At 63.4% G+C, this 26,083-nt stretch carries 27 protein-coding genes; 10 read left to right on the top strand and 17 right to left on the bottom strand.

Features of this window, described 5'->3' with window-relative positions:
- The 4 genes from rplX to ACT89H_RS19315 all read left to right on the top strand — a co-directional run bounded on the left by rplX (position 1) and on the right by ACT89H_RS19315 (position 1,775).
- Positions 1-318 carry a 50S ribosomal protein L24 gene (gene rplX / locus ACT89H_RS19330; protein ID WP_445110014.1) on the top strand — a complete coding sequence of 106 codons (318 nt, stop codon included), beginning with the start codon at positions 1-3 and terminating at the stop codon, positions 316-318.
- Between the two features lies 1 nt (position 319).
- A complete protein-coding gene (gene rplE, locus ACT89H_RS19325; RefSeq protein WP_039795509.1) occupies positions 320-883 on the top strand; it encodes a 50S ribosomal protein L5 in 564 nt (187 codons plus the stop codon).
- A gap of 4 nt (positions 884-887) precedes the next feature.
- Entirely contained in the window at positions 888-1,073 is a 186-nt protein-coding gene (locus ACT89H_RS19320) for a type Z 30S ribosomal protein S14 (RefSeq protein ID WP_014981705.1), read from the top strand.
- A gap of 120 nt (positions 1,074-1,193) precedes the next feature.
- The gene (locus ACT89H_RS19315) at positions 1,194-1,775 is read left to right on the top strand and encodes a Uma2 family endonuclease (protein WP_445110013.1); all 582 of its coding nucleotides are present in this window, start codon (positions 1,194-1,196) and stop codon (positions 1,773-1,775) included.
- A gap of 225 nt (positions 1,776-2,000) precedes the next feature.
- Here ACT89H_RS19315 and ACT89H_RS19310 read toward each other — a convergent pair whose 3' ends face one another.
- Positions 2,001-2,660 carry a DUF8020 domain-containing protein gene (locus ACT89H_RS19310; RefSeq protein WP_445110012.1) on the bottom strand — a complete coding sequence of 220 codons (660 nt, stop codon included), beginning with the start codon at positions 2,658-2,660 and terminating at the stop codon, positions 2,001-2,003.
- 390 nt (positions 2,661-3,050) lie between these two features.
- Between ACT89H_RS19310 and ACT89H_RS19305 the strand changes: the two genes are divergently transcribed.
- Positions 3,051-4,340: a Fic family protein gene (locus tag ACT89H_RS19305; protein ID WP_445110011.1), complete on the top strand. Its 1,290-nt coding sequence runs from the start codon at positions 3,051-3,053 to the stop codon at positions 4,338-4,340.
- 126 nt (positions 4,341-4,466) lie between these two features.
- Here the strand turns inward: ACT89H_RS19305 and ACT89H_RS19300 are convergent, their stop codons facing one another.
- From ACT89H_RS19300 to ACT89H_RS19260, 9 genes are all read right to left on the bottom strand, one after another.
- Complete coding sequence (locus ACT89H_RS19300) at positions 4,467-4,838, bottom strand: YbaB/EbfC family nucleoid-associated protein (protein ID WP_445110010.1); 372 nt, start codon at positions 4,836-4,838, stop codon at positions 4,467-4,469.
- Positions 4,839-5,160: 322 nt separating this feature from the next.
- Positions 5,161-5,400 carry a DUF7683 domain-containing protein gene (locus ACT89H_RS19295; RefSeq protein WP_445110009.1) on the bottom strand — a complete coding sequence of 80 codons (240 nt, stop codon included), beginning with the start codon at positions 5,398-5,400 and terminating at the stop codon, positions 5,161-5,163.
- On the bottom strand, positions 5,401-6,609 hold the full coding sequence (locus ACT89H_RS19290) for a colicin E3/pyocin S6 family cytotoxin (protein WP_445110008.1): 1,209 nt from the start codon (positions 6,607-6,609) through the stop codon (positions 5,401-5,403).
- Positions 6,609-6,893, bottom strand: a complete 285-nt coding sequence (locus tag ACT89H_RS19285) for a WXG100 family type VII secretion target (protein ID WP_445110007.1) — start codon at positions 6,891-6,893, stop codon at positions 6,609-6,611. Before ACT89H_RS19285 ends, ACT89H_RS19290 begins: the two co-directional genes overlap by 1 nt.
- 2 nt (positions 6,894-6,895) lie before the next feature.
- On the bottom strand, positions 6,896-7,207 hold the full coding sequence (locus ACT89H_RS19280; protein WP_445110006.1) for a WXG100 family type VII secretion target: 312 nt from the start codon (positions 7,205-7,207) through the stop codon (positions 6,896-6,898).
- Between the two features lie 595 nt (positions 7,208-7,802).
- The gene (locus tag ACT89H_RS19275; protein ID WP_445110005.1) at positions 7,803-8,471 is read right to left on the bottom strand and encodes a hypothetical protein; all 669 of its coding nucleotides are present in this window, start codon (positions 8,469-8,471) and stop codon (positions 7,803-7,805) included.
- A gap of 121 nt (positions 8,472-8,592) precedes the next feature.
- Positions 8,593-9,249, bottom strand: a complete 657-nt coding sequence (locus ACT89H_RS19270; RefSeq protein WP_445110004.1) for a DUF8020 domain-containing protein — start codon at positions 9,247-9,249, stop codon at positions 8,593-8,595.
- Between the two features lie 710 nt (positions 9,250-9,959).
- Positions 9,960-10,811, bottom strand: a complete 852-nt coding sequence (locus ACT89H_RS19265; protein WP_445110003.1) for a fructosamine kinase family protein — start codon at positions 10,809-10,811, stop codon at positions 9,960-9,962.
- Positions 10,812-11,529: 718 nt separating this feature from the next.
- Entirely contained in the window at positions 11,530-11,745 is a 216-nt protein-coding gene (locus ACT89H_RS19260) for a hypothetical protein (protein WP_445110002.1), read from the bottom strand.
- Positions 11,746-11,990: 245 nt separating this feature from the next.
- Here ACT89H_RS19260 and ACT89H_RS19255 point away from each other — a divergent pair, with 245 nt between their 5' ends.
- Positions 11,991-13,292 (top strand): NsdA family TPR-like regulatory protein, encoded by a 1,302-nt coding sequence (locus ACT89H_RS19255; protein WP_445110001.1) that lies wholly within the window; start codon positions 11,991-11,993, stop codon positions 13,290-13,292.
- Complete coding sequence (locus ACT89H_RS19250) at positions 13,289-13,915, top strand: 2'-5' RNA ligase family protein (protein WP_445110000.1); 627 nt, start codon at positions 13,289-13,291, stop codon at positions 13,913-13,915. Before ACT89H_RS19255 ends, ACT89H_RS19250 begins: the two co-directional genes overlap by 4 nt.
- Positions 13,916-13,924: 9 nt before the next feature.
- Here the strand turns inward: ACT89H_RS19250 and ACT89H_RS19245 are convergent, their stop codons facing one another.
- From ACT89H_RS19245 to ACT89H_RS19230, 4 genes are read right to left on the bottom strand one after another with little or no spacing between them, the layout of a single operon-like run.
- Positions 13,925-17,131, bottom strand: a complete 3,207-nt coding sequence (locus ACT89H_RS19245) for a type I restriction endonuclease subunit R (RefSeq protein WP_445109999.1) — start codon at positions 17,129-17,131, stop codon at positions 13,925-13,927.
- Positions 17,131-18,300 (bottom strand): restriction endonuclease subunit S, encoded by a 1,170-nt coding sequence (locus tag ACT89H_RS19240; RefSeq protein ID WP_445110066.1) that lies wholly within the window; start codon positions 18,298-18,300, stop codon positions 17,131-17,133. Before ACT89H_RS19240 ends, ACT89H_RS19245 begins: the two co-directional genes overlap by 1 nt.
- A complete protein-coding gene (locus ACT89H_RS19235) occupies positions 18,300-19,916 on the bottom strand; it encodes a class I SAM-dependent DNA methyltransferase (protein ID WP_445109998.1) in 1,617 nt (538 codons plus the stop codon). The genes ACT89H_RS19240 and ACT89H_RS19235 overlap by 1 nt, the downstream gene beginning before the upstream one ends.
- A gap of 37 nt (positions 19,917-19,953) precedes the next feature.
- A complete protein-coding gene (locus ACT89H_RS19230) occupies positions 19,954-21,882 on the bottom strand; it encodes a hypothetical protein (RefSeq protein ID WP_445109997.1) in 1,929 nt (642 codons plus the stop codon).
- Positions 21,883-22,085: 203 nt separating this feature from the next.
- On the opposite strand from ACT89H_RS19230, the gene ACT89H_RS19225 reads away from it, so the two are divergent.
- The 3 genes from ACT89H_RS19225 to ACT89H_RS19215 all read left to right on the top strand — a co-directional run bounded on the left by ACT89H_RS19225 (position 22,086) and on the right by ACT89H_RS19215 (position 23,930).
- Complete coding sequence (locus tag ACT89H_RS19225; RefSeq protein ID WP_445109996.1) at positions 22,086-22,415, top strand: Rv1352/Rv1906c domain-containing protein; 330 nt, start codon at positions 22,086-22,088, stop codon at positions 22,413-22,415.
- A gap of 11 nt (positions 22,416-22,426) precedes the next feature.
- Positions 22,427-23,080, top strand: coding sequence for a DUF4352 domain-containing protein (locus ACT89H_RS19220; RefSeq protein WP_445109995.1), 654 nt, complete (start codon positions 22,427-22,429; stop codon positions 23,078-23,080).
- A gap of 724 nt (positions 23,081-23,804) precedes the next feature.
- Positions 23,805-23,930 carry a hypothetical protein gene (locus ACT89H_RS19215; protein ID WP_445109994.1) on the top strand — a complete coding sequence of 42 codons (126 nt, stop codon included), beginning with the start codon at positions 23,805-23,807 and terminating at the stop codon, positions 23,928-23,930.
- A gap of 132 nt (positions 23,931-24,062) precedes the next feature.
- Here ACT89H_RS19215 and ACT89H_RS19210 read toward each other — a convergent pair whose 3' ends face one another.
- From ACT89H_RS19210 to ACT89H_RS19200, 3 genes are all read right to left on the bottom strand, one after another.
- Entirely contained in the window at positions 24,063-25,019 is a 957-nt protein-coding gene (locus tag ACT89H_RS19210) for a DUF3039 domain-containing protein (RefSeq protein ID WP_445109993.1), read from the bottom strand.
- A gap of 104 nt (positions 25,020-25,123) precedes the next feature.
- Positions 25,124-25,534, bottom strand: coding sequence for a helix-turn-helix domain-containing protein (locus tag ACT89H_RS19205; RefSeq protein WP_445109992.1), 411 nt, complete (start codon positions 25,532-25,534; stop codon positions 25,124-25,126).
- A 73-nt stretch (positions 25,535-25,607) separates the two neighbouring features.
- Positions 25,608-25,754, bottom strand: a complete 147-nt coding sequence (locus tag ACT89H_RS19200) for a hypothetical protein (protein WP_445109991.1) — start codon at positions 25,752-25,754, stop codon at positions 25,608-25,610.
- Positions 25,755-26,083: the final 329 nt, after the last annotated feature.

Here is a 26,083-nt window from a genome sequence, read left to right as displayed (position 1 = left end):
ATGAAGGTGCACAAGGGCGACACCGTGCTCGTCATCTCGGGCAAGGACAAGGGTGCCAAGGGCAAGGTCATCCAGGCCTACCCGAAGGAGAACCGGGTTCTCGTCGAGGGCGTCAACCGGATCAAGAAGCACGTCGCGAACTCCGCCAACCAGCGCGGCGCCTCCTCGGGCGGCATCGTGACCCAGGAAGCCCCCATCCACGTCTCGAACGTGATGGTCGTCGACTCCGACGGCAAGCCGACCCGCGTCGGCTACCGGACCGACGAGGAGAGCGGCAAGCGGGTCCGGATCTCCCGTAAGAACGGGAAGGACATCTGACATGACCACGACGGAAAAAGTGCAGCCCCGGCTGAAGCAGCGCTACCGCGAAGAGATCAAGGACGCGCTGAACAAGGAATTCAACTACGCCAACGTGATGCAGATCCCGGGCGTGGTGAAGGTCGTCGTCAACATGGGTGTCGGCGATGCCGCCCGCGACGCGAAGCTGATCAACGGCGCCGTCGAGGACCTGGCCCTGATCACCGGTCAGAAGCCGCAGATCCGCAAGGCGACCAAGTCCATCGCGCAGTTCAAGCTGCGTGAGGGCATGCCGATCGGCGCGAAGGTCACCCTGCGCGGCGACCGGATGTGGGAGTTCCTCGACCGCCTGGTCTCCATCGCGCTGCCGCGTATCCGCGACTTCCGTGGCCTGTCGCCGAAGCAGTTCGACGGTAACGGCAACTACACGTTCGGCCTGAGCGAGCAGTCGATGTTCCACGAGATCGACGTGGACCGGATCGACCGTCCGCGTGGTATGGACATCACCGTGGTGACCACCGCGACCAACAACGAAGAAGGCCGTGCCCTGCTCAAGCACCTCGGCTTCCCGTTCAAGGAGAACTGAGCACATGGCTAAGAAAGCACTGGTCAACAAGGCCAACGCCAAGCCGAAGTTCGCTGTGCGCGCCTACACCCGCTGCCAGCGCTGCGGCCGCCCCCACGCGGTCTACCGCAAGTTCGGCCTGTGCCGCGTGTGCCTGCGCGAGATGGCGCACCGCGGCGAGCTGCCGGGTGTGCACAAGAGCTCCTGGTGAGCTGGGCGCTCTGCTGAGCGTCGTCAACTGAACATTGAGCGAGGGCACGGACTCCATACGAGTCCGTGCCTTCGTGCGCGTTCATGATCATGGTTACGGCGGACTGGATAGGCTTCTGTAGTGACGATCCGAGCATCGGACCACTTGCCGCACGATCTGACCGAAGAGCAATACCACCAACTGCCCGAGGATGCTGCGCGCGAAATAGAGGTAGTGCATGGGCATGTGATCGTTCGTGAACGACCGGTTCCCGAGCACAATCGCGTGGCACGACGTTTGGCAGGCGCGCTGGAGGAGTTACCGAGCACCGAACCGTGCATCCGCGTCGAGACGGATATCGATGTCGTCCTCTGGCGGATACCGAAGTTCACGTTCCGGCGACCGGATGTGACGGTGTATCGCTGCCTGCCGGAGCGCGGCGCGAAGCCGGAAGCCGGTGACGCGCTGATCGTCGTCGAGGTGTATTCACCGTCCACCGCCGCCGAAGATCTGCTGGACAAGAAGGTGCAGTACGCGCGCGCGGGCATTCCGCTCTACCTGGTCGTCGTTCTCGACACCAAGTTCGACATCGAAGAGGTGCGCGAATTCCGGCTCGACGCCCACGCCGCCGAATACCGCCTGCACCGGCTGCACCGCGACGGACTCGTCCGCCTGGAGCATGTGGTGCTCGGCGAGATCAGCTTCGCCGACTTGGTTCGGTAGCGACGACTGGCCGATCCCAAGCCTCGCGAATCTCGCCTAGGAAAGCGGGCATTACTCGTGTCGGTGCGCGACGACGACGAATACTGCGGGTGATAAACCGCTGTTCCGAATGCTGACCGAGAGACACAGTCGAAGTCCTCGGCGCTGATACCGAGAAAGGCGCTGCGGCGGTTCTCCGCCACAGCGCCTTTCGCGACTTCAGCTCAGCAGGTCAATCGCTGCTTGTCAGGGCAGCACCTGCGGAATGACGTCGGGCGCGACCGTGCCCACGACCGCACCGATCACGGCACCCAGGATGGCGGTGGTCACCACGCCGACCACGGCGCACAGCCCGTAACCCACGATGAAGATCGCCAGGGTGGGAATGCAGGTGATGAGTGCGGCGACCGCACCGACGCCCGCGCCCGCGGCAGCACCGTTCATGACCGGATCCGGGTACTGCGCACCCGGATTCGTCGCGATGTCCTTCAACTCCGCGCCCGTCGCGGCCGAAACCTCAGGTGTCGTCACCGACAGCGTCCGGCCGTCTTCGGAGACCTTGGCATCCAGTGCGATGCTGGTACCCGACGGCGTGGCCAGCGTGCGCGGAACCTCGGTGACCGCCGCGCCGGCCTTGTTCACCACCTTGATCGAGGTCTCGCCGAGCTGGAACGTGCCGGCATCCAGCGTGGTGGAAACGGTGCGCAGGTCCGGCGCGACCGAGGTGTGGTAGGCGATGTCTGCGGACGTACCCGACGTCGAGATCGCCTTGGCCAACTGCGCCTGCTGATCGGCGTAGTTGGTGGCAGATGCCGCCCCGGCACCGGCGAACGTCGTCGCCACGACCAGCGGCAGCGCACCGATGAGCGCCTTACGACCGACCCGCATTACAGCGCGATCAAACATTGAATTCATTCTCCCTCCCGACCCCCGACCACCCCCGACGTGGACGAATCGAACGTCGTATCGCGTGATGTGAACGAACTATTGGTAGCCACTACTCGATCGTCAAAGCAAATCTTGTGATATTGCCGACATTATGGAACCGGTTGAGCAGCAAGGTAATTCGATCTGACATGAGGTTCGGCAAACCGATAGCGAACCGTCGTCGACCCCGTCGCAGCAGCGGCGACCGCCGCTGCGCAGCGTCTGCCGTACATCGGCATACCTATCGACGTGGCCATCGCCTCTGCGCATTGCGGATCGCTGTGGGTATCGACTGTCGCGACGCGGATCGACCACCGTCAACGCTAACCTTATTAAAGGTTATATGCTAACCCTTAATAAGGAGGGCTCGTGGCTAAGTTTGCGCAGCGGCGATGGGTTGGCAACCTGGATGGCGGTGGCCTGTCTCGACGAGATCGTGGCTCCGGCACCTACCGGGCGTATCTGCCCGATCCGTTGTCGGGTCGCCGCATCGTTTTGACCAGCGAAACCGCCGCCGACGTCGTTGATGCGGAGGTGGCGATCACCCGTCTCGATACGGAGGCGGTGGCGCTCGTCGAGACCGAGGCGCTGTCTCGGTTGCTGCTGTGCGCCGAGGCCATCGCATCGTCCCGGATCGAGGGCTTGGTAGTCGGTGCCCGTCGATTGCTGCGCGCGGAGGCGGCGCGGCAGCTCGAGGGTGAATCATCGGATGTGACGGCCGCTGAGGTGCTGGCGAATATCGACGCCATGGCTGTGGCCGCCAACGCGGTGGGTCGTGGTGAGCCGATCACCGAAGACGTTCTGCTCGAGGTCCATCGACGGTTGCTCGCCGGGACCAGGCTCGCACAGCACGGCGGATGTTTTCGAGACGTGCAGAACTGGATCGGTGGCAGCTCCTTCAATCCCTGCTCGGCCGTATTTGTTCCACCACCGCCGGAGCTCGTACCCGAACTGATGAAGGATTTGGTCTCGTTTTGCAATAGCGACGATCTGCCCGCTGTTGCGCAGGCCGCGATCGCCCACGCGCAATTCGAGACGATCCACCCATTCATCGACGGCAATGGCCGAACCGGTCGAGCGTTGACCCATCTGATACTGCGCCGCCGCGGCGTAGCTGAACGCGTCATCGCCCCGGTGTCGCTGATTCTCGCCACGTGGAGCGACAGCTACATCGACGGTCTGACTCGCTTCCGACACGTCGGCGCGCCCGATTCCGAGCAGGCCACCGACGACTTGAACATCTGGGTGGCGCGTTTCGCCGCCGCCTGCACCCGTGCGGCCCAGGACGCGACCGAATTCGAGATGAAGGCCGCCGACCTGCAGAGAATGTGGCGGGATCGAGTGGCGCCGGTGCGTGCGAACTCCGCGCTGGATCTGCTGCTCGGCAAGCTGGTCGGAGCCCCGGTCCTCACCGTCGGCACGGCGGCGGCACTCATCGGTCGGAGCTTTCCCGCCACGAACGCCGCGGTGCAGCGCTTGGTCGAAGCTGGAATCCTCCGCCAGCTCAGTGTGGGCCGCCGCAACAGAGCCTTCGAGTCACCCGAGGCAATCACCGCTTTCACCGCCCTGGAACGGCGTCTCGCCAGTCCGGAGGGTGATACTCGAACATCTGACCCGGCGCGGCCGGTGCCGTCGAAGAAGACGCTGCCCGGCCGTTGAACGAGAGCCACAGTTGAAATCCTCGGCGCGGATACCGAGAAAGGCGCTGCGACGGTTCTCCGCCACAGCGCCTTTCGCGACTTCAGCTCAGCATGGTCAATCGCTGCAGCGAGGTCTGGATGCAGATCAGGCCCGGCTTCCGGGAAGCGCGTCGTCACCCAGAGTCTCGCGGAGGAACGTGATCGCGGCGGCGGCGCCAGGGTCCTCGGTGTATGGGCGTGATGTGGCTTCCACCTGGCGCCGCGCGTCCGATTGTGCGCGCTGGATCGTCTCCAACAGCAGGCGCGCGAGCCGCGCTTCGCCGAGCCTGAGCGCCTGTGGTGTGAGACGCAGATCGGTAACATCGCCGTACGCGTCCACTGCGACGCCGAGTTCACCGTTGCGGGAACCGGCGCGAACGGATATCTGCGCGAGAGCCTGCCGCAGGGCACGATTCTTGCGCTGCCCTTCCGCTGCGGCACGACGCCGCTCTTCGTTCCATTCGTCCAAATAGTCCACGACGACTCCTGAAATAATTTCCGATTTGCTCCGCGCTGGGCTACGGTGAAAGCCTACCTAGTAGTCACATGCGTCTATCGTGAGTGGATCGCTAATGTACTTGGTGAGCTCACTTACCTGCGCGTGCGAAACGTCATCACCGTCTATATAGATACCTTGGTCGATACTAAGAATTTCACTTCGGGGCTGTAAAGTTGATGCCGTGCAACGGATACTCGTCGATCAGAACCCCGGACCGCCTATCGTAGGCTTTCAAGCAGTTCTTTACTCCTCGCGGTCAGATTGGCGGCGTGGGGTAACCGGGGCGTAAATGACCCACGGCTCAGTCGCTCGTGAAGCCCACCTCGTAATCAAGAGAATCGTCCGGAATGAACGGCTCGGAGATGTATTCGGCCAGTTCTCCCAGCTTTTCTGGAGGAACATCGTGCTGAGCGGCCTCCACGGGGTACTCGCTGTCGTCGAGATTCAGCAGTTCCTTCAATTTCGGTCCGCTTATTCCTCGAAGGATGTACCCCTTAACAATCATGCCGGAATCCTTGTCAAATGACTCTAAGCGCCACATCTACTTTCCTTGTGGTTTTCGTGATCGGTCCGGTGGTTTTGTCTGCTCGCCCGTGTTCGGGTCATACTCGCCGAGATGCCTTCCATTCCTACTGTACTTCTCGACAGCGCCGTGCTGATAATCCCATTCGTAGATGTTTCCCTCATCATCCACCCAGCTCCTCCGTCGCCCCAGGCTCTTTGATCGCTTGGCCTTGGGAAACGCTGGCAAATTGTTCGGTGCGGGCTGATAGTGCCAGTTGTTTCCGCCTGCGTTCGCGCTGGCGTTGAACTGGGTTGGGTTTGCTTCGAGTAGGGGCTGTAGATCGGTGGCAATGCCGATGACTGCCGTGCCCGCGGCGATGGTAACACCGGTGGCCAGGGCTGCAGCTGTGTCGAACGCGATGAGTACGGTGACGATAGCCGCGCCGGCCGAGCTGCCCGCGGCGGCGGTCGTGCCCACGGCACCTGTTCCTGCGGTGAAGACACCGACCAAGACACCGCTGATGAGGCCGACACCGATAGCCCCTGCCAGGATGGCGAGGATCTTCTGGTGCGCGTCCTCGATCTGCTGCGCCCAACCGTTACATGCGGTGCCGAGGCTTTCGTATTGTGTCGCGATACTCTCGACGGCCGTGAATACGGCATCCATTTGAGCAAGGGCCTGTGGAAGCTCGTCCGAGGCGATGTCTTCGAGGTCCGCCCACGCCTGCCCGGTTCCGTCGCTGGCATCGCGTAGCCCTTTGGCCGCGTTTTTCCAGGCGGTTCCGATTCTCCGCAGCTTGTCGGGGTCGCCGTTGGGCCAAGTGTGCCCTTGCAGCCAGCTGCTGATCAGACTCCAGCCGAACGGCGGATCGGTGTCACCGCCGAATGCGCCTTTGAATGTCGGTGCACTCGCGGTGGCGAGTACCGCGGGGGCTGGATCGGGGGTTTCCGGTGGCGTCTTGTTGAGTTTCTCGGTGTTCGTGTGATTGAGCGCGGTGAAGGCAAGGAGGTCGTGCAGCTTGCCGAACGCGTTGACGATATCCGTTCCGGCGGCCACGGCATTGAACGCGGCCGGGTCATAGGTGTTCGTCCAGGTGCGGCCCGCGCTGTCGCTACCTGCGCAGCTCCAGTCTTTGTCGAGTGCCGCGGTGAGCGTCCGTACGACACCGTCGGCGTTGTGACGGGCGGTTTCATACAGTGTCGCCGCGTTGCGCAGGACACTTGGGTCCATGGCGATGGGCGCCATCAGGGCCACATTCGCCGGTTGTGCGCAACGTTGGCCAGGTACCGGTCCCGCGCGGCTCGGGCAGCGTTTTCGAGTTGCCCGAGCGCCGTCGTCATATCGTTCATCTCGCGGTACCAGGTGTCGAGTTTCGATCGATGTGCGTCCGCCGCCTCGCCTGCCCACTCGATGTGCAGCGCGGCGACTTCACGCTCAACATCGGCGATGCGCTGCTCGATTTGCTGGCCGCATTGCCGAGCCTTCTCTATGAGAGCGAGAATCCGATCGGTGTCGGCAACGTAGGCCACCATCACGGATTGTCCAGGTTGAACCGAACATACGCAATCGAGCTCGCATTGCTGTTATCGGTCTTCGTGTACCTGTCAGCGGCCTGATGTATCAATACTGCGTCCTCGCTCAGAGCGGCAACAACCTTCCGTGCGGAATCTACCCATTCTGCCCACAGTGGGGCATGTGTATCGGCCGCTGCGCCGGTCCAGTCCGCGGACATGAGGGCGTCGATTTCCTTGCGCAACCCCTCGATGTCGTCCCAGAACTCGTGCGCCTTTGCTGCCATCCGGTCCGCTGCGGCGTGCATCTCTCCGGGATCGCTGTGCACCATGTCACGGTATCACGTATGCACACAAGCACTCCAACAGCGCAATTCTCGTGAATACCGGCAGTGCAACCAGATTGGCGATCCATGTACGTCGTGCCCGATCGACAGCCGCAGAGTACTACTAGCAATAGCGGTAAGGCCCGCTGGTGCGGCACTCCTCCTGGTGGTCCCACTGGTCGGGTATCGGAGTTGGGGATGGCCGCGCCGCCACATTGCGAAACAGGCTTCGTCGACGACGTTGCTGGGCCGCCGCAACAGAGCCTTCGAGTCACCCGAGGCAATCACCGCTTTCACCGCCCTGGAACAGCGTCTCGCCAGTCCGGAGGGTGATACTCGAACATCTGACCCGGCACGGCCGGTGCCGTCGAAGAAGACGCTGCCCGGTCGTTGAACGAGACCCACAGTTGAATAGCTGTGCCACGGTGGACGCGCGGGTGTAGCTGGTCGGCTTGCCCGTCTCCGGGTGCGGGAGCCGATACTGCCCGTTGCCGTTGAACATCGGCTGGTAGGTCCGGCCGGGCAGCGGAGGCGGCAGAGGGCAACCGGCTGTGCGCGACTGATGCACGGCTGTCCCGTCGATCCCCGAAGGCGTTCGGCGTCACCTCGCCGAGAACTGGAAGTGGCCGAGGTTCGCCGGGGGTTCGCCGCCGCCGGAGACCGACGAGTCGTCCTCACCGTGGACTCCGCCGTAGGCGTTGGTCAGGGGCGCCTGCTGGCTGGTGAAAGTGCCCTGGACCAGCGGAAACGGGTACACACTTGCATAGGCGGTGTAGGTGTTGCCCACCGCCTTCAACGTGATGCGGGTGCCCTCCGGGAAATCCATCCACTTGGAGATGTACGGAGCGGTCCCGGTCGCCGGGATGAATTCGGTGCCCTGCCAGTTGTACATCGCAATGCCCATCAGGTTGGCGGTGAACCAGAAATGCACCCCGGCGTGGTGGGTCGCCGGATTCGCCCGCAGCGCCACGGACATCGAGCTGTGCAGCGGACTGCGGCCGTTCCAGTGCACCGTGGCGGAGACTTCCTGGGTGCTGGCCAGGACCGGTGAGTTGCTGAACGCGAACGAGATCGGCTCGCTGGGCTCGCCGGCGGCGGAAATCTGACCGTTGATCAGGTACATCTGACCGCCGCCGTAGGTGGACCAGCCCGAGCCGAGGCTCGTGCGGTTGAAGTCGTCGGTGACGACAGCTGCGTGCGCGTCGGCCGCGCCGACCCATAATCCGGTGGCTACGGCTACTCCGACGAGTGCGCTCTTGAACTTCCTCATCATTTCTCTCGGGGTTGCGATCCCAGTGCTTGGGACTTGTCAGCCTGGGCGCGCATGATCCTTGCCCAGGCACCGCGCAGGGGGCACCGGCTTTGGTATTCGGTGCCCGCCTGTCGATGACTTACCAGCAGTAGCGGTACGGCCCGCTGTTGTAGCACTCCTGCTGGTAGTCCCACCGGTCGGGGACGTCGGAGTTGGGGACGGCCGCGCCGGCCGCACCGCCGATCGCCATGCCGCCGAGCACGCCGATCAGCAGACCCAGCGGCAGGCTGATCGGAAGCAGCAGCCCATACGCGGCGATGCCGATGACGATGCCGACGATGGCGCCGCCGATGCCGCCGATCAAAGCGCCGATTCCGGCGCCCGCTTCGGTGCTGCGCTGGCGCGGCGAGGTCATGCGCCAGTAGCCGATGTCCTGGGCGGCCACATCGGCGACGAGCTTGGTGCCGTTGGCATCCACTCGCGGCGCCAAGGTGATCACGTGCTCGTCGAGGGTGAGCGCGCGCGGGACGCTCGCGATCGATGTGCCGTCGGCGGCGATGATGTCGATCGCGTCATCTGTGACCTGGAATGTGCCACCCGCCAACGTGACGGCGAGACTGTTTCCGTCGCGGATCGCCTCGTAGTCGACACCCCGGTCGACACCATGCGTGCTACTGGGGAGGGCCGCAACTGCTTCGGCGGTCGTCGCGGGAGGCGCCGCGACGGCGGTGTTCTCGACCAACCCGATCGCGGCGATCGCGAATGCGGTGGCGATGGCGAGCTTCTTGACTCTCATGGCGGGTCTGTCTTCCTTGATATCTTGGTTCGTGGCGGCTGTGCGATAGTCGAGGGCATTTGCCGGAAAAAGTTCCGGTAATCTGCGTGCACGAGACTTGACCACGAGCGATCGTCCGGTGTCGAGGTTGCTGATGATAAGCCGAGTTATCAAACGGGTGTGGTAACGCGTGGATCCGCAGTCGCACCAACGATTTCGATGACGTCGTCGAGGTAGCCGACGACGGTGCGTACCGGCTACGCTAGACGACGGTGTCGAGCTGCGCCGGATGCGGATTCGGTGGTGTCGATCCCGGCTGCCGTGAGCCGGTAGTGAGCAGACTTGTGATTCCCGAACCGACGGTTTGCTCGATGAGCACGGCTTCGGCGTTGCCGCGGAAGAATGCTCCGGCCTATTCGGGTCGAATGTGTTGGACCATAGTGGATCTCCTGAGCGGGGATGCCCACGAAGGCAACATCGTCGCCACCGACAGTGGCACGGTGATCATGCTCGATCTCGAACGAATACCAGGAATTCTGCCGAGCTTATGGCCGAGACGTGACCACCTGGGATGGGTATGGGCTGCTGCGCGACATTCGGGAATTCCGAATGACAGCATGGCTCGGTCGACTCGGAAACGATCAGGAACACGTCCGCCCGCAGGCCAGACACCGGCTCGCTTGCCTGCGAGGGGAATTCGGCCTTCGCCCCTGGACTGGGTGGTCGGCGGTCTACTGATGATGCTCACCAAGTGCGTTCGCCGCCGCCCGTAGGGTCTGTTCCCGGTACCGTTCGCCGAACAGAGCGACATGGACCAGCAGCGGGTGAAGCTGATGCAATGCCTGACGATCCCGCCAGCCAGGCGACAACGGGTTCGTGTCGAGGTAGCCTGCGATGATCCGATCCAGATGCGGCGCACCGAACAAGCTCAACATCGCCAGATCGGTTTCGCGGTGCCCACCGTGCGCGGCCGGATCGATCAGCAAGGCCGACGTGTCGCTCCACAGAATGTTGCCGGACCACAGGTCGCCGTGAATGCGGCTGATCGGCTCCGGCGGGCCGGCGAGCAGGTCGACGGCGTCGATGACACGCTCGATCAGGGTGATATCGCTGCGGTCGAGGAACGGCGCGGCCAGCCGCAGGTACGGCAGCAGCCGGCGTTCGGCGTACCACGTCGACCACGAGACGGTCGCCGGGGTGTTATCCAACGGCAGATCTGCGATGTAACCCGCCCATGTCGCACCGTAGTGGTCGGCGGTGTTCGCGTGCAGACTTGCCAGGTCACGACCGAACTGCTCGGCCGCTCCCGCGGTGGGCGCGGCCGTCACGATCCACGGCAGGATCAACTCGGTTCCGGTGACGGTCACCGGGTGGGGCACCAGATGCGGAACCGCCTCGCGCAACCATCGCAGCCCGGCGGCCTCGGTCGCGAACAGATTCGCGCACCCGGCTGCCCGCTTGACGAACACCTCCCGACCGTCGGCGAGCGTCAAACGATGCAGCGTCCATGAGTGACGAGCGCCCAGGTCCAGGACCGACACCACATCGGCACCCACGAGGCCGGCGATTCGTTCGATGTCCACAGCGGCCTCCAGGCAGGGTCGATCGGGCATCTCAACGCTGTCTTTGTACCGTGCCAAGGCCACCTCGGAAAAGTACGCTGCGTCGCTTGCCTATCGCTCGCGGACGGGGGCCGGACGATGTGGTCGTGTGTCACAGCTTGATTCAGTACCTGTCCGATCGGTGCACGGTACGCGAGGCGCTGGCGTCGCCGGTCCGTCACGGCGGTGCGAGATCGCGATGTAGCCGGGACATCGGCGCGCTTGCATGCTGCCGCTTCGCGTGGCTCATCGTTCGTCACGACGGTGGCCTCTGCTCTCGGATTCATGAGCACGTAATCTGCGCGGTTCAGTACCTCTGCCGTGAAGCATCCGGCGTCACCCGCCCAGTCTCGATGAGCGTCTGGAAGGCGGCAGCTTTGCGAGCGCATCCATCCAGCCGGCAATCGCGGTGCACCTGCATCTCGCGGTGCGCTTCGTTCACCGTGAGTGGCTGCTCAGGTGCATCATGGGTCCATGTGCGGGGCCAGATGCTTGCTACCGCACGACCACTCGGGTTCGCTGTCTGCGTCGATGACGATGTGGGATGATCTTCCGGCGCTGGTGTTTCCTCGCTCGGCCCGTCCGCATCGTCCGGCATGCGTGCGGCCATCAGCATTGCCCCCGCCAACAGTCCGATTGCCCCGATCCCGGCCCCACCTGCGATAAGAAGCATTGCCCATGTGGACATGGCGAATTCCCTTCACCGCGGCTTCGTTGCGTCAGAAATCAGACGTCCAGCCTCGATCAGTGCATCCAGTGCAGCCGCTTTTCGCGGGCAACGTCTGGCCCGGCAGGCCACATGTAACTGCATCACAAGATGCGCCTGGTCGATGGTGAACGGCACCGATGGCGGCTGGTGCGCTTCCTGATGCGTCATGGCGATGAGCTGGTAAAGAACAATCGAATTTGCGGTCACCGGAATCCTCTGTGGCAGAACAAGTGAAAAGGGCGGTGGTACCCGGCACCGGGGGCTTTCGCCACCGGCCTGCCACTCTGGCGACCAGTGCGCCGGACGGGGTTCCAAGCGACAGCCCGGTACCGGGTACCGCTTTCGACTTTGGCTCACACGCGGTTTCGCGCGGCACGGCACAGTTGTGGGGTACTGTGGGCTTACCGTAGGTGTTTGCCCAGTTCAGGCGGTCGAAGCGTAGGTAGAGGCGAATGGTACGAGGGCGAGAATGGACCGGCTTTGAAGCATCCGCACTACAAGAGGCGATGCGAAAATCGATCCGCGAGTACGCGGCTCTGCTCGGTGTCGAGTCCACCACGGTCAACAATTGGCGCAGCGGGCTGAGTGCCGTTACGCCGCGTTCGAATACTCAAGCGATTCTGGATACGACCTACCAGTCGCGTGCATCGGCTGACGATCGGGCCAGGTTCGAGCAAATAGTGGCGGAAGGCGAAGCGGCGTGGCGGGATCGGCACCAGGCGCCGAGGCATGATCGCTTGGCAGAGCTCGTCGAAGCGGAAGCAACTGCATCTGCTGACCAGGGTGTCACCGACGAACTGCTTACGGTGTTCACGCGTATCCAAAACCTCAGCCGGACAGTCGATCCCGACTTGGTCGATCAGCTGCGCGACGGTGTGTTTCGGAGCATTGCCCAGTACGAAACGCTCGATCCAGCCGCACTGGTCGCGCCGCTCAGGAAGCAACGCGCCTGGCTCGACGAACTCATCAGCGAGTGCGGGCGTCCAGCGCAGCGGAGTCAGTTGTTCGGGATCGCCAGCATGACGTCGGGCCTGCTCGGCTACATCGCGGTTGGCTGTGCCAACTTTTCGCTGGCGCGGGCCTACTGCCAGGAGTCCTACCAGCTCGGCGACTACGCCCAGGACAACAATCTGGCCGCGTGGGCACGCGGCCTGCAAAGCTTCTGCGAGTACTATGCAGGGCGGTTCCAAAAGGCTCTGCACTATGCGGAGGAGGGGTTCGCGCGCGCTGCGGCCGGGCCACAGAGTGTTCGCCTCGCGATCAACGGTGTCGCCCGCGCCAGGGGAAAGCTCGGCGATGTCGAGGGTGTGCACCGCGCAGTAGACGAAGCGTACGAAATGCTGCTGCGAACCGATGCGCCGGCCGGAGTCCCGTCCAGTATCTCGCTGGAGAGCTACAGTCCGGCGCAGATCGCTGGTAACGCGGCCACGGCCTACCTGTCGTTGGCGAAACCGGAGCGGGTCGGGCATTACGCGGAGCTGGCCTTATCTGAGATGAGCGACGCTAATTCTCCGTGGGGCCGTTCGCTGGTGATGATCGACGTGGCACGGTCGCACGTTCTGAGCGAGGACGCTGACCTGGACGGCGCAGTAGCGATCATGCACGAAGCGCTCGGTCCAACGCGCGGTACGCTCATGCTGCAAGTTCAGCGGCGGGGTTCTGAGTTCGTGCGGGATGCTGCTGCCCGGTGGGGTATGACGCCGGAACTGCGGACGGTGGACGACGCGTTGGCGAGCAGCAGTGAGGAGCGATGACGAGCACTACGGACGGCCCACGCCTGCAACCCCGTGAGGGCCACACCGGCCCGCTCGGTCACTACTGGTTCCTGACCTTCGAGCATGCGGCGGAACTCCATGCCCTGACGAAAACCTGTCAAACCGCGATCGATCCGACCTACTTCGACGCCACTCCTGTCGACGGACTTCACCTCACACTCGACCGAATCTCCTACGACGGGGCGACTACCCCTGAGCAACGCGCGTCCATCGCGGCAGCGGCCCACCTGGCCTGCCGCGACTGGACATCGTTCACCCTCACGTTCGAGCGGCTGACCAATCTTCGCGGTGCGGTCGGCTTCGTCGTCGCACCCGCTGACGAGGTTCGCGCCCTTCGTGACACGCTGCGCGCGGCTACCCAAGCCGTCCTTCCGAACGCGCGGGTGAAGAACTCGTCCTCCGCGCCTCACGTCACGATTGCCTATCCGATCTTCGAGGGGCTATCCGCAAGAGCAGCCGCGACTGCGGCGACGATAGGTTCATCGATCACCGGTGTCGACGTCGTGGTATCCGAAGTCGTGATGGTCGCGCTGGTTCAACGCGGCAATGTGTACTCGTGGCAGGTGGTGACGCGAATTCCACTCGTTGGCGACCTGGAGTAGCTCGCTTCACTACGCCGCTCCACTCCTGCGTTCCTCCGCGAACTTCGGTGCCAGCACCTCCATCTGGTCGATCACCTGCCGAATGGCGGCGGCTTGCTTGTCCGGGGGGTACTTGTATTTGATGAGCAGCCGCTTGATCGATGACCGCAGCTTGGCTCGCACATCGTCGCGCACGGTCCAGTCGGTCTTGATGTCGCGCCGCATCACCTTGACCAGGTCGCGGGCTATCTGGCCGAGCACGTCGTCGCCCATTTCCACGACAGCGGATTCGTTTTCGTGCACCGCGTCGTAGAACGCGAGTTCGTCCTCGTCGAGGGCGGGGGTGAAATTCTCGCCGCGGTGGCGCTCTTGCGCGGCTTCTCGTGCCAGCTCGATCAGCGCGGAGATGACCTCGGCGGAGGTGAGTTGCTGGTTGGTGTATCGGTTCATGAGTTCGCGCAGACGCTCGGAGAACGCCTTTTGCCGGACCAGGTTGTTGCGGGTGCTGTGGCGGACCTCGGCGGTCAGCACCGCCCGCAGGGCTTCGATGGCCAGGTGCGGGTTCTCGGCTTCGCGTGCCCTGCTTTCGAATTCCGGGGTCAGATCGGTGAGCGACGGCTTCGGCATCCCGGCCGCCTCGTAGATATCGATGATCCGCCCGGATGCCGTGGAATCGGCGAGCAGCTTGTCGAGCATGCGCTTGATTTCGGCCGGAACCGGGCGGCCTTCGGCCTCGCGTTGCTGCGCGTCGCATTTGGCCATCCAGACGCGCACTTGCTCGTAGAACTTCACCGCGGGTCGCAGGTCGGCCAAGTTCTGCGCGCCTTGCGCGACGGCCCAGGCGCGGCCCAGTTCGTTGGCCAACGTTCGGAACCGGTCGCCGAGCGTCGGTTGTCCCTCCGGCACTTGATTGCCGGGCGTCGCGGGGGAGCGCAGGTATTCCAGCAGACCGTTGATCGTCTTCATCCACTGGCCCGCGCCCGGACCGAGTTTCCGCCGCCACGGATAACCGGAGCACAGCGCGTCCAGCGAGGCGACCAGCTGTCTGGTGGCCTCGATGATCTCGTCGGGGCTCTGTTTGACCGGCTGTTCGCGGCCGGCTGTGCGGGTGTATTCCTGTAGCGCTTTCTCGAGGCTGTCGGCGATGGGCGCATAGGCCACCACCAGGCCGTCCTGTTTACCTTCGAAGGTGCGGTTCACCCGGGCGAGGGTCTGCATCAGCAGCGCGCCCTGCATCGGGCGATCCAGGTAGAGCGTGTGCAGCGGCGGCGCGTCGAAGCCGGTGAGCAGCATGTTCTGCACGATCACCAGTTCCAGCGGGTCGTCGGCCTTTTTCAGCCGGGTGGTGATGTTCTTGTTCTCCGATTCCCGCCGCACATGCTTCTTGATCGGGAGCTGGTCTTTCGCGCTACCGGAGTAGACGACCTTGACCACGCCCTGTTTCGGCGAGTCCGCATGCCACTCGGGTTCCAGGGCGATGATCTCCTCGTAGAGGTTCGCGCAGATTTCCCTGGTGGCGCAGACGATCAGCGCCTTGCCGTGCCCGCCGATGAACTCCCGCATCACCTCGCGCCGACTCTTCCAGTGCGTCACGATGTCTTCGGCGACCTTCGCCAGCCGCTCGGGTGCGCCGTAGAGGGCGTTGAGCACGGTGACGGATCTTTCGATGCGGGCCCGCTCGACGTCATCGAGCCCGAGCACCGCGGCATCGGCGGCGGAGTCGATCTCGGCGTCGGTGACGTCCTCGGTCACGCGCACTTCCGGCAGTCGCGGCTCGAACACCACCCGCACGGTGGCGCCGTCGTCGACCGCCCGGGCCAGGTCGTAGACGTCGATGTAGTCGCCGAAAACCTTGCGGGTATTGCGGTCTTCGTGCGAAATCGGAGTGCCGGTGAACGCGATAAGCGTCGCGTTGGGCAGCGCCGATTTCAGGTGCGCGGCATACCCGTCGATATCGTCGTAGTGGCTGCGGTGCGCTTCGTCGACGATGACGATCACGTTGCGCCGCTCCGACAGCAACGGATGCTCCAGCCCGGATTCCTTCTCCTCTTTGGAGATCCCGAACTTTTGTAGTGTCGTGAAGTAGATGCCGCCGGTCTGCGTGTCGGCCAGCACGGTGCGCAGCTCCCCCCGGCTGCCGATCCGTTTCGGGTCTTCGGGCAGCAGCTGCGACCGCTGGAACGCCTCGAACAGCTGTCCGTCGAGTTCGTTGCGGTCGGTGACCAGCACGACGGTCGGGTTCTTCAGTTCCGGCCTGGTGCTGATCAGATGGGTGTAGAGCTCCATCTCCATCGACTTGCCCGAGCCCTGCGTGTGCCAGACGACGCCGGCTTTGCCGTCGGTGCGTTCCGCCTCGATGGTGCACCCGACCGCCTTGCTCACCGCGAAGTACTGGTGCGGTTTGGCAATTCGTTTCTGTAGACCTTTGGCGGTACTGGCGAATGCCACGTAGTTGCGCTGCAATTGCAGGAAGCGCTCGGTTTGCAATACGCCGTCGACGAGGTATTCGAGCTGGATTCCGGCGTCCTCGTCGTCGACTCGGGTGCCGGGCTGCAACGGTTCGCCGTTGTCGTCGACGTTCCACGGCGAGTAGTGGTAGAGCTCGGTGAACGGTGTGCCGTAGCGCGCATTGATGCCGTCGCTGATCACGGTGAGCACCGTGAACCGGAATGCCATCGGGAAATCGTCCAGATAGGTCGCCAGCTGCGCGTGGGCCGAAGCGAGATCCGCTGCCAGCGAACTCGGGGTCTTGAGCTCCGCGATCACCACCGGCATGCCGTTGAGGTAGAGCACGACGTCGAATCGCCGCTGCACATCCCGCGACCGGATCGTCACCTGGTTGACCGCCAGGAACTCGTTGTCCTCGACCCGCTCGCCGATCAATCGGATCGTCGGATTCTGTTCCACCCCACGGTGATCGACGTAGCTGATGCCCCGGTATCCGTCGACGAGGATGTTGTGCAGCCGAAAGTTCTCGTCCACCGGTGCCGCCGATTCCGGTGCCAGAATCGCGCCCCGCGCCTGCTCCAGATACTCGGGCGGAACCTCCGGATTCAGCTCCCGCATCTTATCCAGCATCCGCGCAGGCAACACCAGATCCGCCCACGACTCCCGCCCCAAGTCACTCCCAGGCGCGATATCGGTGCCCGCCAGCGGTTTCCACCCCTGCAAATCAGCCAGCCGATCCAGCATCATCTGCTCCAGATCGGATTCCGTGACACCCACGCGCTCGGTCATCAGACTATCGCTTCCACTTTCTTCTCAGCGTCCTTGACGCGGAGTTTTCCGGACATGAGGAGGGGGAGGAGCTCGTCGCGGGTGCGGGCGAGGACAGCCGATTCTTCTATCAGAGTGTGCGCAAACCTCGAGTGCAACATCACCGACTCACTGAATTCCATGGCAGCGGCACCTCCTGGATTACGAATCTGGACCGCACCCAGGTCTTTCCAGCTGGTTCGAGGCATGCGGGTGCCTTCCGACGATGCCGTGCAGGCGCGAATTGCCTCATCAGAACTGGCGGCTGCAAGAACCAGCCCGGCCAGCGCAGGATCTTTGGCGCGCAACACGATTATGTCCGTTGAACAGATGCCAGAGTATCCGGCCGAAATAACTTTGTGAAAGTATGGCCGAAGCTTTCCGAAAAGTACATCACCTCCCGAGAAGGCGGACTTTGCACTCGATACATCAGCGGCATATCCGAATTCGTTGGCCCAGGCTCTCCGGCGTGGCAGGTGCTCGAGCCCAACGTACCTGGTACAAGGGTTGACTGCATCTGGATCAACCTGGACTCTAACCTGATTGGCGATATTTCGGAGTGTCTGGCCCGAGTTCGGTAGGAGTTGATATGATGCACGTACCAATTCATCCAAAAGAGCCAGGATTCGATCGTTTATGGCGATCTTGTCATCGAGCGCTCCCAGCACCTCCGAAATCGCATTCATTTCTGCATTGGAAGCGATGGGGATCTGAATTTTTTTAAGATCCGACAGGTTAAGAGTCGCCTGAACTGTTGTATTCAAATAGCCCTGAATGGACTGCTGAACGGACGGTACGCTGAAGCACAGCTGGAGCCACCGAGCTGTGACAGAGGCGGGCTTAAGAACCGCGACAGCGCGGGCAACATTCCAACCGGCTAAGCCCGATGGTACGACGGAGGCCAACCCTACTGTGCCCACGACTGATACGAGAACTTCCCCGCCCCTCAAGATGGTTCGACTGTGAATTTTCGACACCGACGGAGCTATCCGCAATGGCTCTTTCGTATCGATAGTTCCAGATCCAAGATCTTTGACACGCACAATCGGAACGCCGTTCGGATCATGACCACCGGGCTGAACCACGCCGTAGGAAACTTCTCCGTTCTCAACGACGCTACCGATCGGCGCGGTAGTCCAACAGCAATCCATCATCCGATCCGCTCCAGTTGGCGACGAACAACATATTCCAAATGTGAAGACTTATCGAAGGCTGCCAATAGCTCGGTCTGCAAACGATGAACTTTCGAATCGAGCGGCTCATCATCGACCGTTCCTGCAGTGGATCCCACAAATCGGCCAGGAGTCAGCGCATAGTCCGCCGCCTTTAGTTCATCGACCGTAACTGACTTGCAAAACCCGGGAACATCCTCATACGTGGCCTGTTTCAAAGCCGCCGAATGCGTCCCCCTCCACGCATGATACGTATCCGCGATCCGCGCGATATCCTCATCCGACAACGCCCGCTCGGCCCGGTCCACCATGTACCCGAGTTCCCGAGCGTCGATGAACAGCACCTCCCCCCGCCGATCCACAGCCCCACCCTTCCCCGCCGACTTATCTTTGGCGAAGAACCACACGCACACCGGAATCCCCGTGGACCGGAAAAGCTGCGTAGGCATCGCCACCATGCACGACACCAGATCGGCCTCCACGATCCGCGCTCGAATATCCCCTTCCCCATTGGAATTCGACGACATGGACCCGTTCGCCATCACCACACCGGCGCTGCCGCCCGGCGCGAGTTTGTACAGCACATGCTGAATCCACGCGTAGTTGGCGTTATTGGCCGGCGGCACGCCGTAGACCCAGCGTGGGTCGTCGGTGTTGCGGCTCCAATGTTTTATGTTGAACGGCGGATTGGTCATGATGTAGTCCATCCGCACGTCCGGGTGCTGGTCGCGCGCGAATGTGTCGCCCCAGCGTGCGCCGAGACCCTTGTTGCCGATGCCGTGGATGGCCAGGTTCATTTTCGCCATCCGCCAGGTCTCTTCGATGGCTTCCTGGCCGTAGACCATCAAGTCCTGGGCGTCGCCGTCGTGGTACTCGACGAACTTCTCCGACTGCACGAACATGCCGCCCGAACCGCAGCACGGGTCGTAGATGCGGCCTCGCGAGGGTTCCAGCACCTCGACGATCGTCTTCACCACGCTGGGCGGGGTGAAGAACTCGCCGCCGCGTTTGCCCTCGGCGCGGGCGAAGTTGCCCAGGAAGTACTCGTACACCTCGCCCATGAGGTCGCGGGCTTTGTGCTCGCCCTGACGGCTGAACTTGGCGCTGTTGAACAGGTCGACCAGCTCACCGAGCCGACGCTGGTCGATATTGTCCTTGTTGTAGAGCCGGGGAAGTGTGCCGACGAGGGAATCGTTGGCCTTCATCACCGCGTCCATGGCCTCGTCGATCAGCTGACCGATCGACTTCGCCGGCTGGTCGTCCACGGCCGCGAGTCCTTTGGCGTTGTGCGCCAGGAAATCCCAGTGTGCGACGGGCGGCACGAGGAACACGCCGTAACCGCGGTACTCGTCGGGATCGTCCAGGATGCCCTGAATTTGCTCTTCGTCGACGCCCTCGAACTCCGTCCGCAGGGCCTCCTGTCGTTCGTCATAGGCGTCCGACACGTACTTGAGGAACACCAACCCCAGGATTACGTCCTTGTACTGGCTGGCAGATAGTGACCCCCGGAGTTTGTCGGCCGCCTTCCACAGCGTGTCCTTGAGTTCCTTCATCGTCGACGGCGCCGACGACTCCTGCCTCTTCCTCGGTGGCACCCGCAGGGCTCCTTCTTCTCGTTTCCCGACAACTACTTCATCGTGCCGATAAACCGATCGGCTCACACGGCGCGGCCAAGCGCACGGTGCCCGCGCCCACCCCCTCGATCAGTGCGCGCCGCAGCTCGGCGACCGCGGCCAGCCGGGCCCGCAGCTGCGCCTCGTAGGCGGCGGCATCGGCCAGCACCGACTCCAAGCGTTCCCGCTCATCTTCGCCGAGCCGGGGGACATTCCACGACTTCCATTCCCGCTGATGGGCGGGCAGCTCGTTGATCAGGGCCGCGAGCGCTCGGGGGCCGATGCCGGCATCGGTGGTCAACCGCAGAATCCGCGACGGGGACGCGACCAGGTTGCCGCCCACTTCATCGACGCGTGCGCGCGGGGGATGCTCGCTGAATACCACGTCGCCAGGTTCGGTTCGCCGGGCTCGGTGGTAGAGACGCTGTGCGTCGAAGGGGTCCAACCTCAGGTGATCGGTGCTGCCGTCGGCGCTGAGGACACCGACCGTGCCGCGCTCGTCCGTGTCGCGCGGGGCGATCTTGTTCCCGGTCAGCATGCGCAGGGCTTTGCGATCGGCCAGTTCTCCCAGCGACCGGTACAGCACTTGGAGTCCGCCGTTCCCCGCGCTGGCGGTGACATCGAAACTGCCCGGCGCGACCGAGGTCAGCAGGGTCGCGGCATAGACCCGGTTCAGCTCGCCGGCCGCTTCGGGCGCCCGCATCCGGACCGCGCCGATGCCCGGCGGAACCACGGCGTGACCGGCCAAGATGTCGCCGCGCTTGCACACCCGGCCGTACCGGTAGGCGCGGGCGGCGCGGTCGGAGCCGTCGCCGATCGCGGCGGCGATGTCGGCGGCCAGGGCGTCGTGATCGAGGTCGGCGGGGAGCACCGTCCCGAGATCGGCGACCACCGGACGGTCGATATCGGCGCCGCCGCAGAACACCCATACCCCGAGCGCCTGGCGATGTGCTTCCTTCCACATGCCGCGCGGCAACCGCAAGGCCGCCGCGAGGCCCCCGATTCGCAGGGTGTCCGCTCGTTTGCCCTCCGGGTTGTTCGAACGTGCCCCGGCTCGCGGGATCGCATCGCACAGCACGGCCGCCGCACCCAGCACCACGGCGATCTCCCCGGGACCGAGACCGACCAGCACATCGTCCACCCGCTCCAGCGCCTCTACCGGGTTCTCCCCGACCACCGACACCAGCCACACCCGCGGGCCGAGCCCCGTGGCCTGATCCATCTCGCGAATAGCCATGCGGCGCCGCAAGCCGCGCGCCGGTGGAGTGTCACCGAGTGCCTGGATCTCGATCGCATTGTCCGCCAAGGCGAGAACGAGACCCGGCGCATCACCCGTGGAGACCAATTGAGCGCCTTCGGGGTCGAGGGTGAGCCGGCAGGTCTCCACCACCGTCCGCAACAACGACACCGCGGCGGAAGTCAGGTCGCGGGTCGCCAATTCCCGTCCCACCCGCGACGATTCGAGTTTGGCCAGGGCGTCGGCGCCGCCGTAGCTCGACGAGACCAGTTCCTCGATGAAGTCCAGCACCTGCGGGGTGATGCGCAGATCCGCCACCTCGCGGGCCAGCAGTTCGTCGTCGGGGTCGACTTCCCGCGCCCGCTCGACACAATCCTGCGGTGCGGCCTGGTCGAGGTCGCCGACGAGCTGCCGCAGGCACAGCAACGTCACCAGCTCCTCCAGCCCCACACCATCGGGCACCGCGACTGCGGCGGCATCGAGACGATGCTCGGCGTTGTTCCCCCGGCCCGTGCGGTCGAGGTAGTCGACCACGTCGGCGCGGCGATAGCGGGCGATGCCTGCGATCTCTTCGACCGGCGCCGGAAACGGCATCTCCTGCCCGCGCACTATCGGGCGGTTGCGCCACATCGAGACCACCGCGCGCCGCACCTTCGCCAGATCGGCGATGTCCTGCAATGTCAGCGTCGGTTCGGTCGTCGGATAGTCCATCGGCACCCCTCGTCTTCCTCCGGTGTAACTGAGGCCGACAGTAGGAGGCCCGCATTTCACCGACCTATCGTAAACGCCGATAACCGTGCTTATCACCGATTCTCTGTAATAGTCGCCCACCGGCACTGCGATCGTTGTGTCACACGGCGCCGACCGCGCTGGATCAACTTCACCGGAATACATTGAAGCAACTGGAGAATCACATGATTCGACAAATCGGCGTGGCCGCCGCCGCAGCGGCGTTGACCGCGCTCACCGCCACCGGTTCAGCGCAAGCCGCCCCGCGCACCTGGCTGAACGACGGAACGCAAGTCGTCGGCGAGGACGTCCTGCCCGGCCTGTACAGCACCACGGGACCCAACTCGAACGACTACGGCTATTGCTTCATCACCTGGCTGCCCTACAAGGGCGCGCGATCGTCGCAAGCGGTCGACATGGAGTCGTACTCCGGCCCGTCATACGTGACTTTGCGCGACGGTGACGTCGTGATCGTCGACGGCTGCACATGGATTCACGAGACCTACCGCCCCTGAGAGGAATTCCGATGACGACACCGAATTTTCCGCAGCAACCTTATGGCCCGCAGCCTGGTTATCCACCGCCGCCACCGGCGAAGAAGAACAACACCGCCGTCATCATCATCCTCGTCATCGTGGGCGTATTGGTGCTGTGTGGGTTCGGTGGCTGCGTGGCCGCCCTCTCCGGTAGCGACAAATCCGACACGGCCGCGGCTACCTTTACCACCGCATCCGCGCCGCCGGGTGCGCCCGCGCCGGTCGGCGAGCCACCGAAATCGGATACCGCGGCCGCGGGTACCTCCGTGCGCGACGGCAAGTTCGAGTTCACGGTGACCGCCGTCGACCCGCCGGTGAAAACCGTCGGCTCGAACCCGTACTTACAGAAAACCGCGCAAGGGCAGTACATCCAGGTGCATTTGACCGTCACCAACATCGGTAACCGCGCGCAGTCCTATTGGGCGAGTAATCAGAAGCTGATCGATGATCAGGGCCGCAAGTTCGAGAACGACACCGTGGCCGGCATCAATGTCAACGATTCCGCGGCGATGACCGCCGAGATCAACCCGGGCAATTCGATCCAGCTCGTCGTGGTCTTCGATGTGCCACCCGGCGCCAACCCCGCCGCGCTGGAATTGCACGATTCGGCCTTTTCTCGCGGCGCGAAGGTCGCGCTGCGCTGAGTGCTCCGCACAACTATTGGCCGTAGGAGAGCCGAAGATCAGCGAAGAGCAGTTGATTGAGCCGCCGCCGAAGGTGTCCGGTCCTGCTCAGGTCCGGGGCTGCATCTGGAGTCAGCAAGGTGAACCTCAGCAAGGTCTCCCCGTCCCGAACAGTCGTGAGCTCGAAGTGCACCTGGTCATTGGGCCTGCTCGGCCACAGTGATGACCACACGACTCTGGTGGGTTCTTCCGCCTCCAGGATTCTGGGTTCGACTTCATCGGATAGCAAGTTGAGCCAGGGCCGAGCTTGTGGCCGATGAGCCTCCGTGAGCGACTGCCAGACGACGAACGGAGGTGCTGGCAACTTGCGCGCCCTCGAACCGATCTCGATCACTATGTGAACCTGCCGTTCCATCATGAGCTTCCCGGTACCGATCCGAATATTTTCGATCAGTTCAGGACGTATCAGGAATACCCCGGCGATCAGCCTCCGGCTTCCCGGTGACGACTGATCTTCCAAGCACTGCGGCTGGAACGCCGGACAAGGCTCTGTCGGTTCGCACGATTACCGAGGACGATCATCCGTGTCCTGTTGCTGTTGAAGGGCGACGCTCGGCAGTTCGGAATCGGCATCGCGATCTCCTGGCTGGGCCTAGGCGTTTCGATCCTGGTGTCACTGCCCGTGAGGTGACGATTGCGCTTGTATTTCTGCTATTCGCGCTTACGCGCAGCCGGAGTTGAGTCCGTGCAGGTGGACTTTGCCGGCATCGAAGTCACCGGTGGCGGGCGCGTCTGGTATCTCGTCGATACCAGACGGCGCACGCTGTGGATAAAGGCGGCCGGCACGGGTCACCCCAAGACGACTGAATGACCGAGACGGCGGAGCGCTTCGTTCGAGTCGCGGCAGTCGTGCCTTTTCCGGCTTACAAGGGCGCGCGGTCGTCGCAGGCGGTCGATATGGAGTCGTACTCCGGTCCGTCTGCGGTGTGGGTGACGAGACAGATCACCGGGGCAAGTAGGCAAGCCTTGCAGCGCATTCCACGCACTCCTCGAGGCCGGTGTGGTCCTGCATGGGCACGAAGAACACCCCGCATAGCGCGCGCGAAGCTTTCCCGTCGATCGTGGCCGCCGTGAGGTGTTCGGTATGAACTCGATGACCGACCTTGCCGAGTTCTTGCGCCAGCAGCTCCTCCCGCGCCGACACCATCCGTAGCCGTTGCACCTGCGTTCGGCTGTGGCCGGGCTCGGCGATGGTCGAATACGACGTGCCGTAGCGATCCCAGCTCTGAACCGGCGGTGAAAGCGACACGAGTACGCGCATTGTCAGCAGCCAGCCGAGCTGACTTGTCGCGAATTCGTTGTCGAGGTCGAACTCGATGACCAGCTCTTCACAGCCATCGTCTGCTGCGACGGTGAGCTGGGCAGTGCCGATCGATCCCGAACGCACCGGATGTGCGAAGTCCAGCTGGCAACCGGCACCCTGACCGGCCTTACCTAGTGCTTCGGCTACTTCATGCTGGAGCCGCAATTCCCACCGGGTGATCAGCCAAGCGCCCTTCTCGGTCTTGAACAGCCTGCGATCGAGTTCGGTCGGCAGCAGCTCGGCACCGCCAGTGCGTTCGACGATGGCGCCGAGCCGTTGATAGAAGTCCGCACCATCTTTGTGCCCTCCCTTCGCGAGCCCCGCTGCGCATATCCATCGGACACCGGTCTCCGGGTCGGTCCACAGCCCCGCGCGCCATTGGGAGTTCCGCAACTCCTGCAGCCTCAGATCACCGGAGCACGCAATCAAACGGGGTGCGGGGTCATTTGTGGGATCAGACCCGTACAGCTCGGCCGCCTTGCGTAGCAAGGGGTGTGGGAGTTCGCTGAACGGGTGCAGGTGGCTCCACATGCCGTCCGCCACCGCACGCATCGCCTGCGGCTCAGTCCAATCCGTGAAGAGATCTTCCGCGAGCACGCGGACAGTGGGGCGGGCACGACGATAAGGGGACACGCGACGATGCTGCCAGACAAGGTCGTGCGCCCCTACTCGTCGACGACATACTCACCGGTTCGGTAAGGTCAGATCTCATCCATCAGTTCGTCGATAGCCCCGGCGCGCACCCGATCGAGATGCGCGAAACGCTCGGCGAGTTCTCGGCGGTCACGCTGGCGGTTGCGTTCGAATTCGATGACATCCTCCACATTGATCCGGCGATCGCGCCCCACTCGAAAGGATGGCAGCTCTCCGGAGTCGAGCAGTTTGTACAGGTGTGTCCGACTCATCCCCAGGCGTTGCGCGACTTGCGCGGGTGTCCATACCGCGCCGGTCCCGAACATTGCGACATCGGTTCCGGCGACGACGTTGCTGACGAGTGCCTGCAGCAGCTCGCGCAGTTCTGACGGCGCGAGCTGCTGCACTAGGTTCTCGAGCTGCGCCAGCTCTGCGGTGGATACCTGGCCGGCATCGACACAGTGAATCGCGGTGGCCATCCGACGCCCTCCTCAATCGCGTATCCACCGAGCTCAGCAGATGTCGCAGATGAAATTACTGTCACAGATGACACTAGAGGTCCTTCTGCTGCTGGTCAATGCTCTTCAGGTCACGGTTGGGGATTCCCGAGGTCAGTGGGGCGATCAAACCATCACCCGGTCTTGCCGGGTAGAGGTCGCCGAGGGGCGAGGTGACCAGCCGCGCTGCGCGTGTGGCCAAGTAACTGGATGGGCCTTCCGTGCACTGCGGCTGGAACGCCGGACAACGCTCCGTCGGTTCGCTCGATCACCGATCATCCATTGGGCAGGTAGGGGCCGCCGTCAGGTTCAGCACCAACGGCCGCGGCTCATGTTTCAGAGAGAGTGTGAACGATGGTCGGCCTCCGCGCTCTGCAGACGGGTTCCGGGTATTGGACTACCGCGACTTGGACCACTTCACTGTGGTTCATTCTTCCAGGAATGGCGCGCCGTGCGCGCCGCTGCCGATCTCATAGTTGTCCCTGGCGGCGCGATCGGTTTGCCGCGACTCCCGTGCGAGCGCCTCTACCT

This window comes from Nocardia aegles (assembly GCF_052545135.1).
This window is presented reverse-complemented; position numbering and strand designations above follow the sequence as displayed.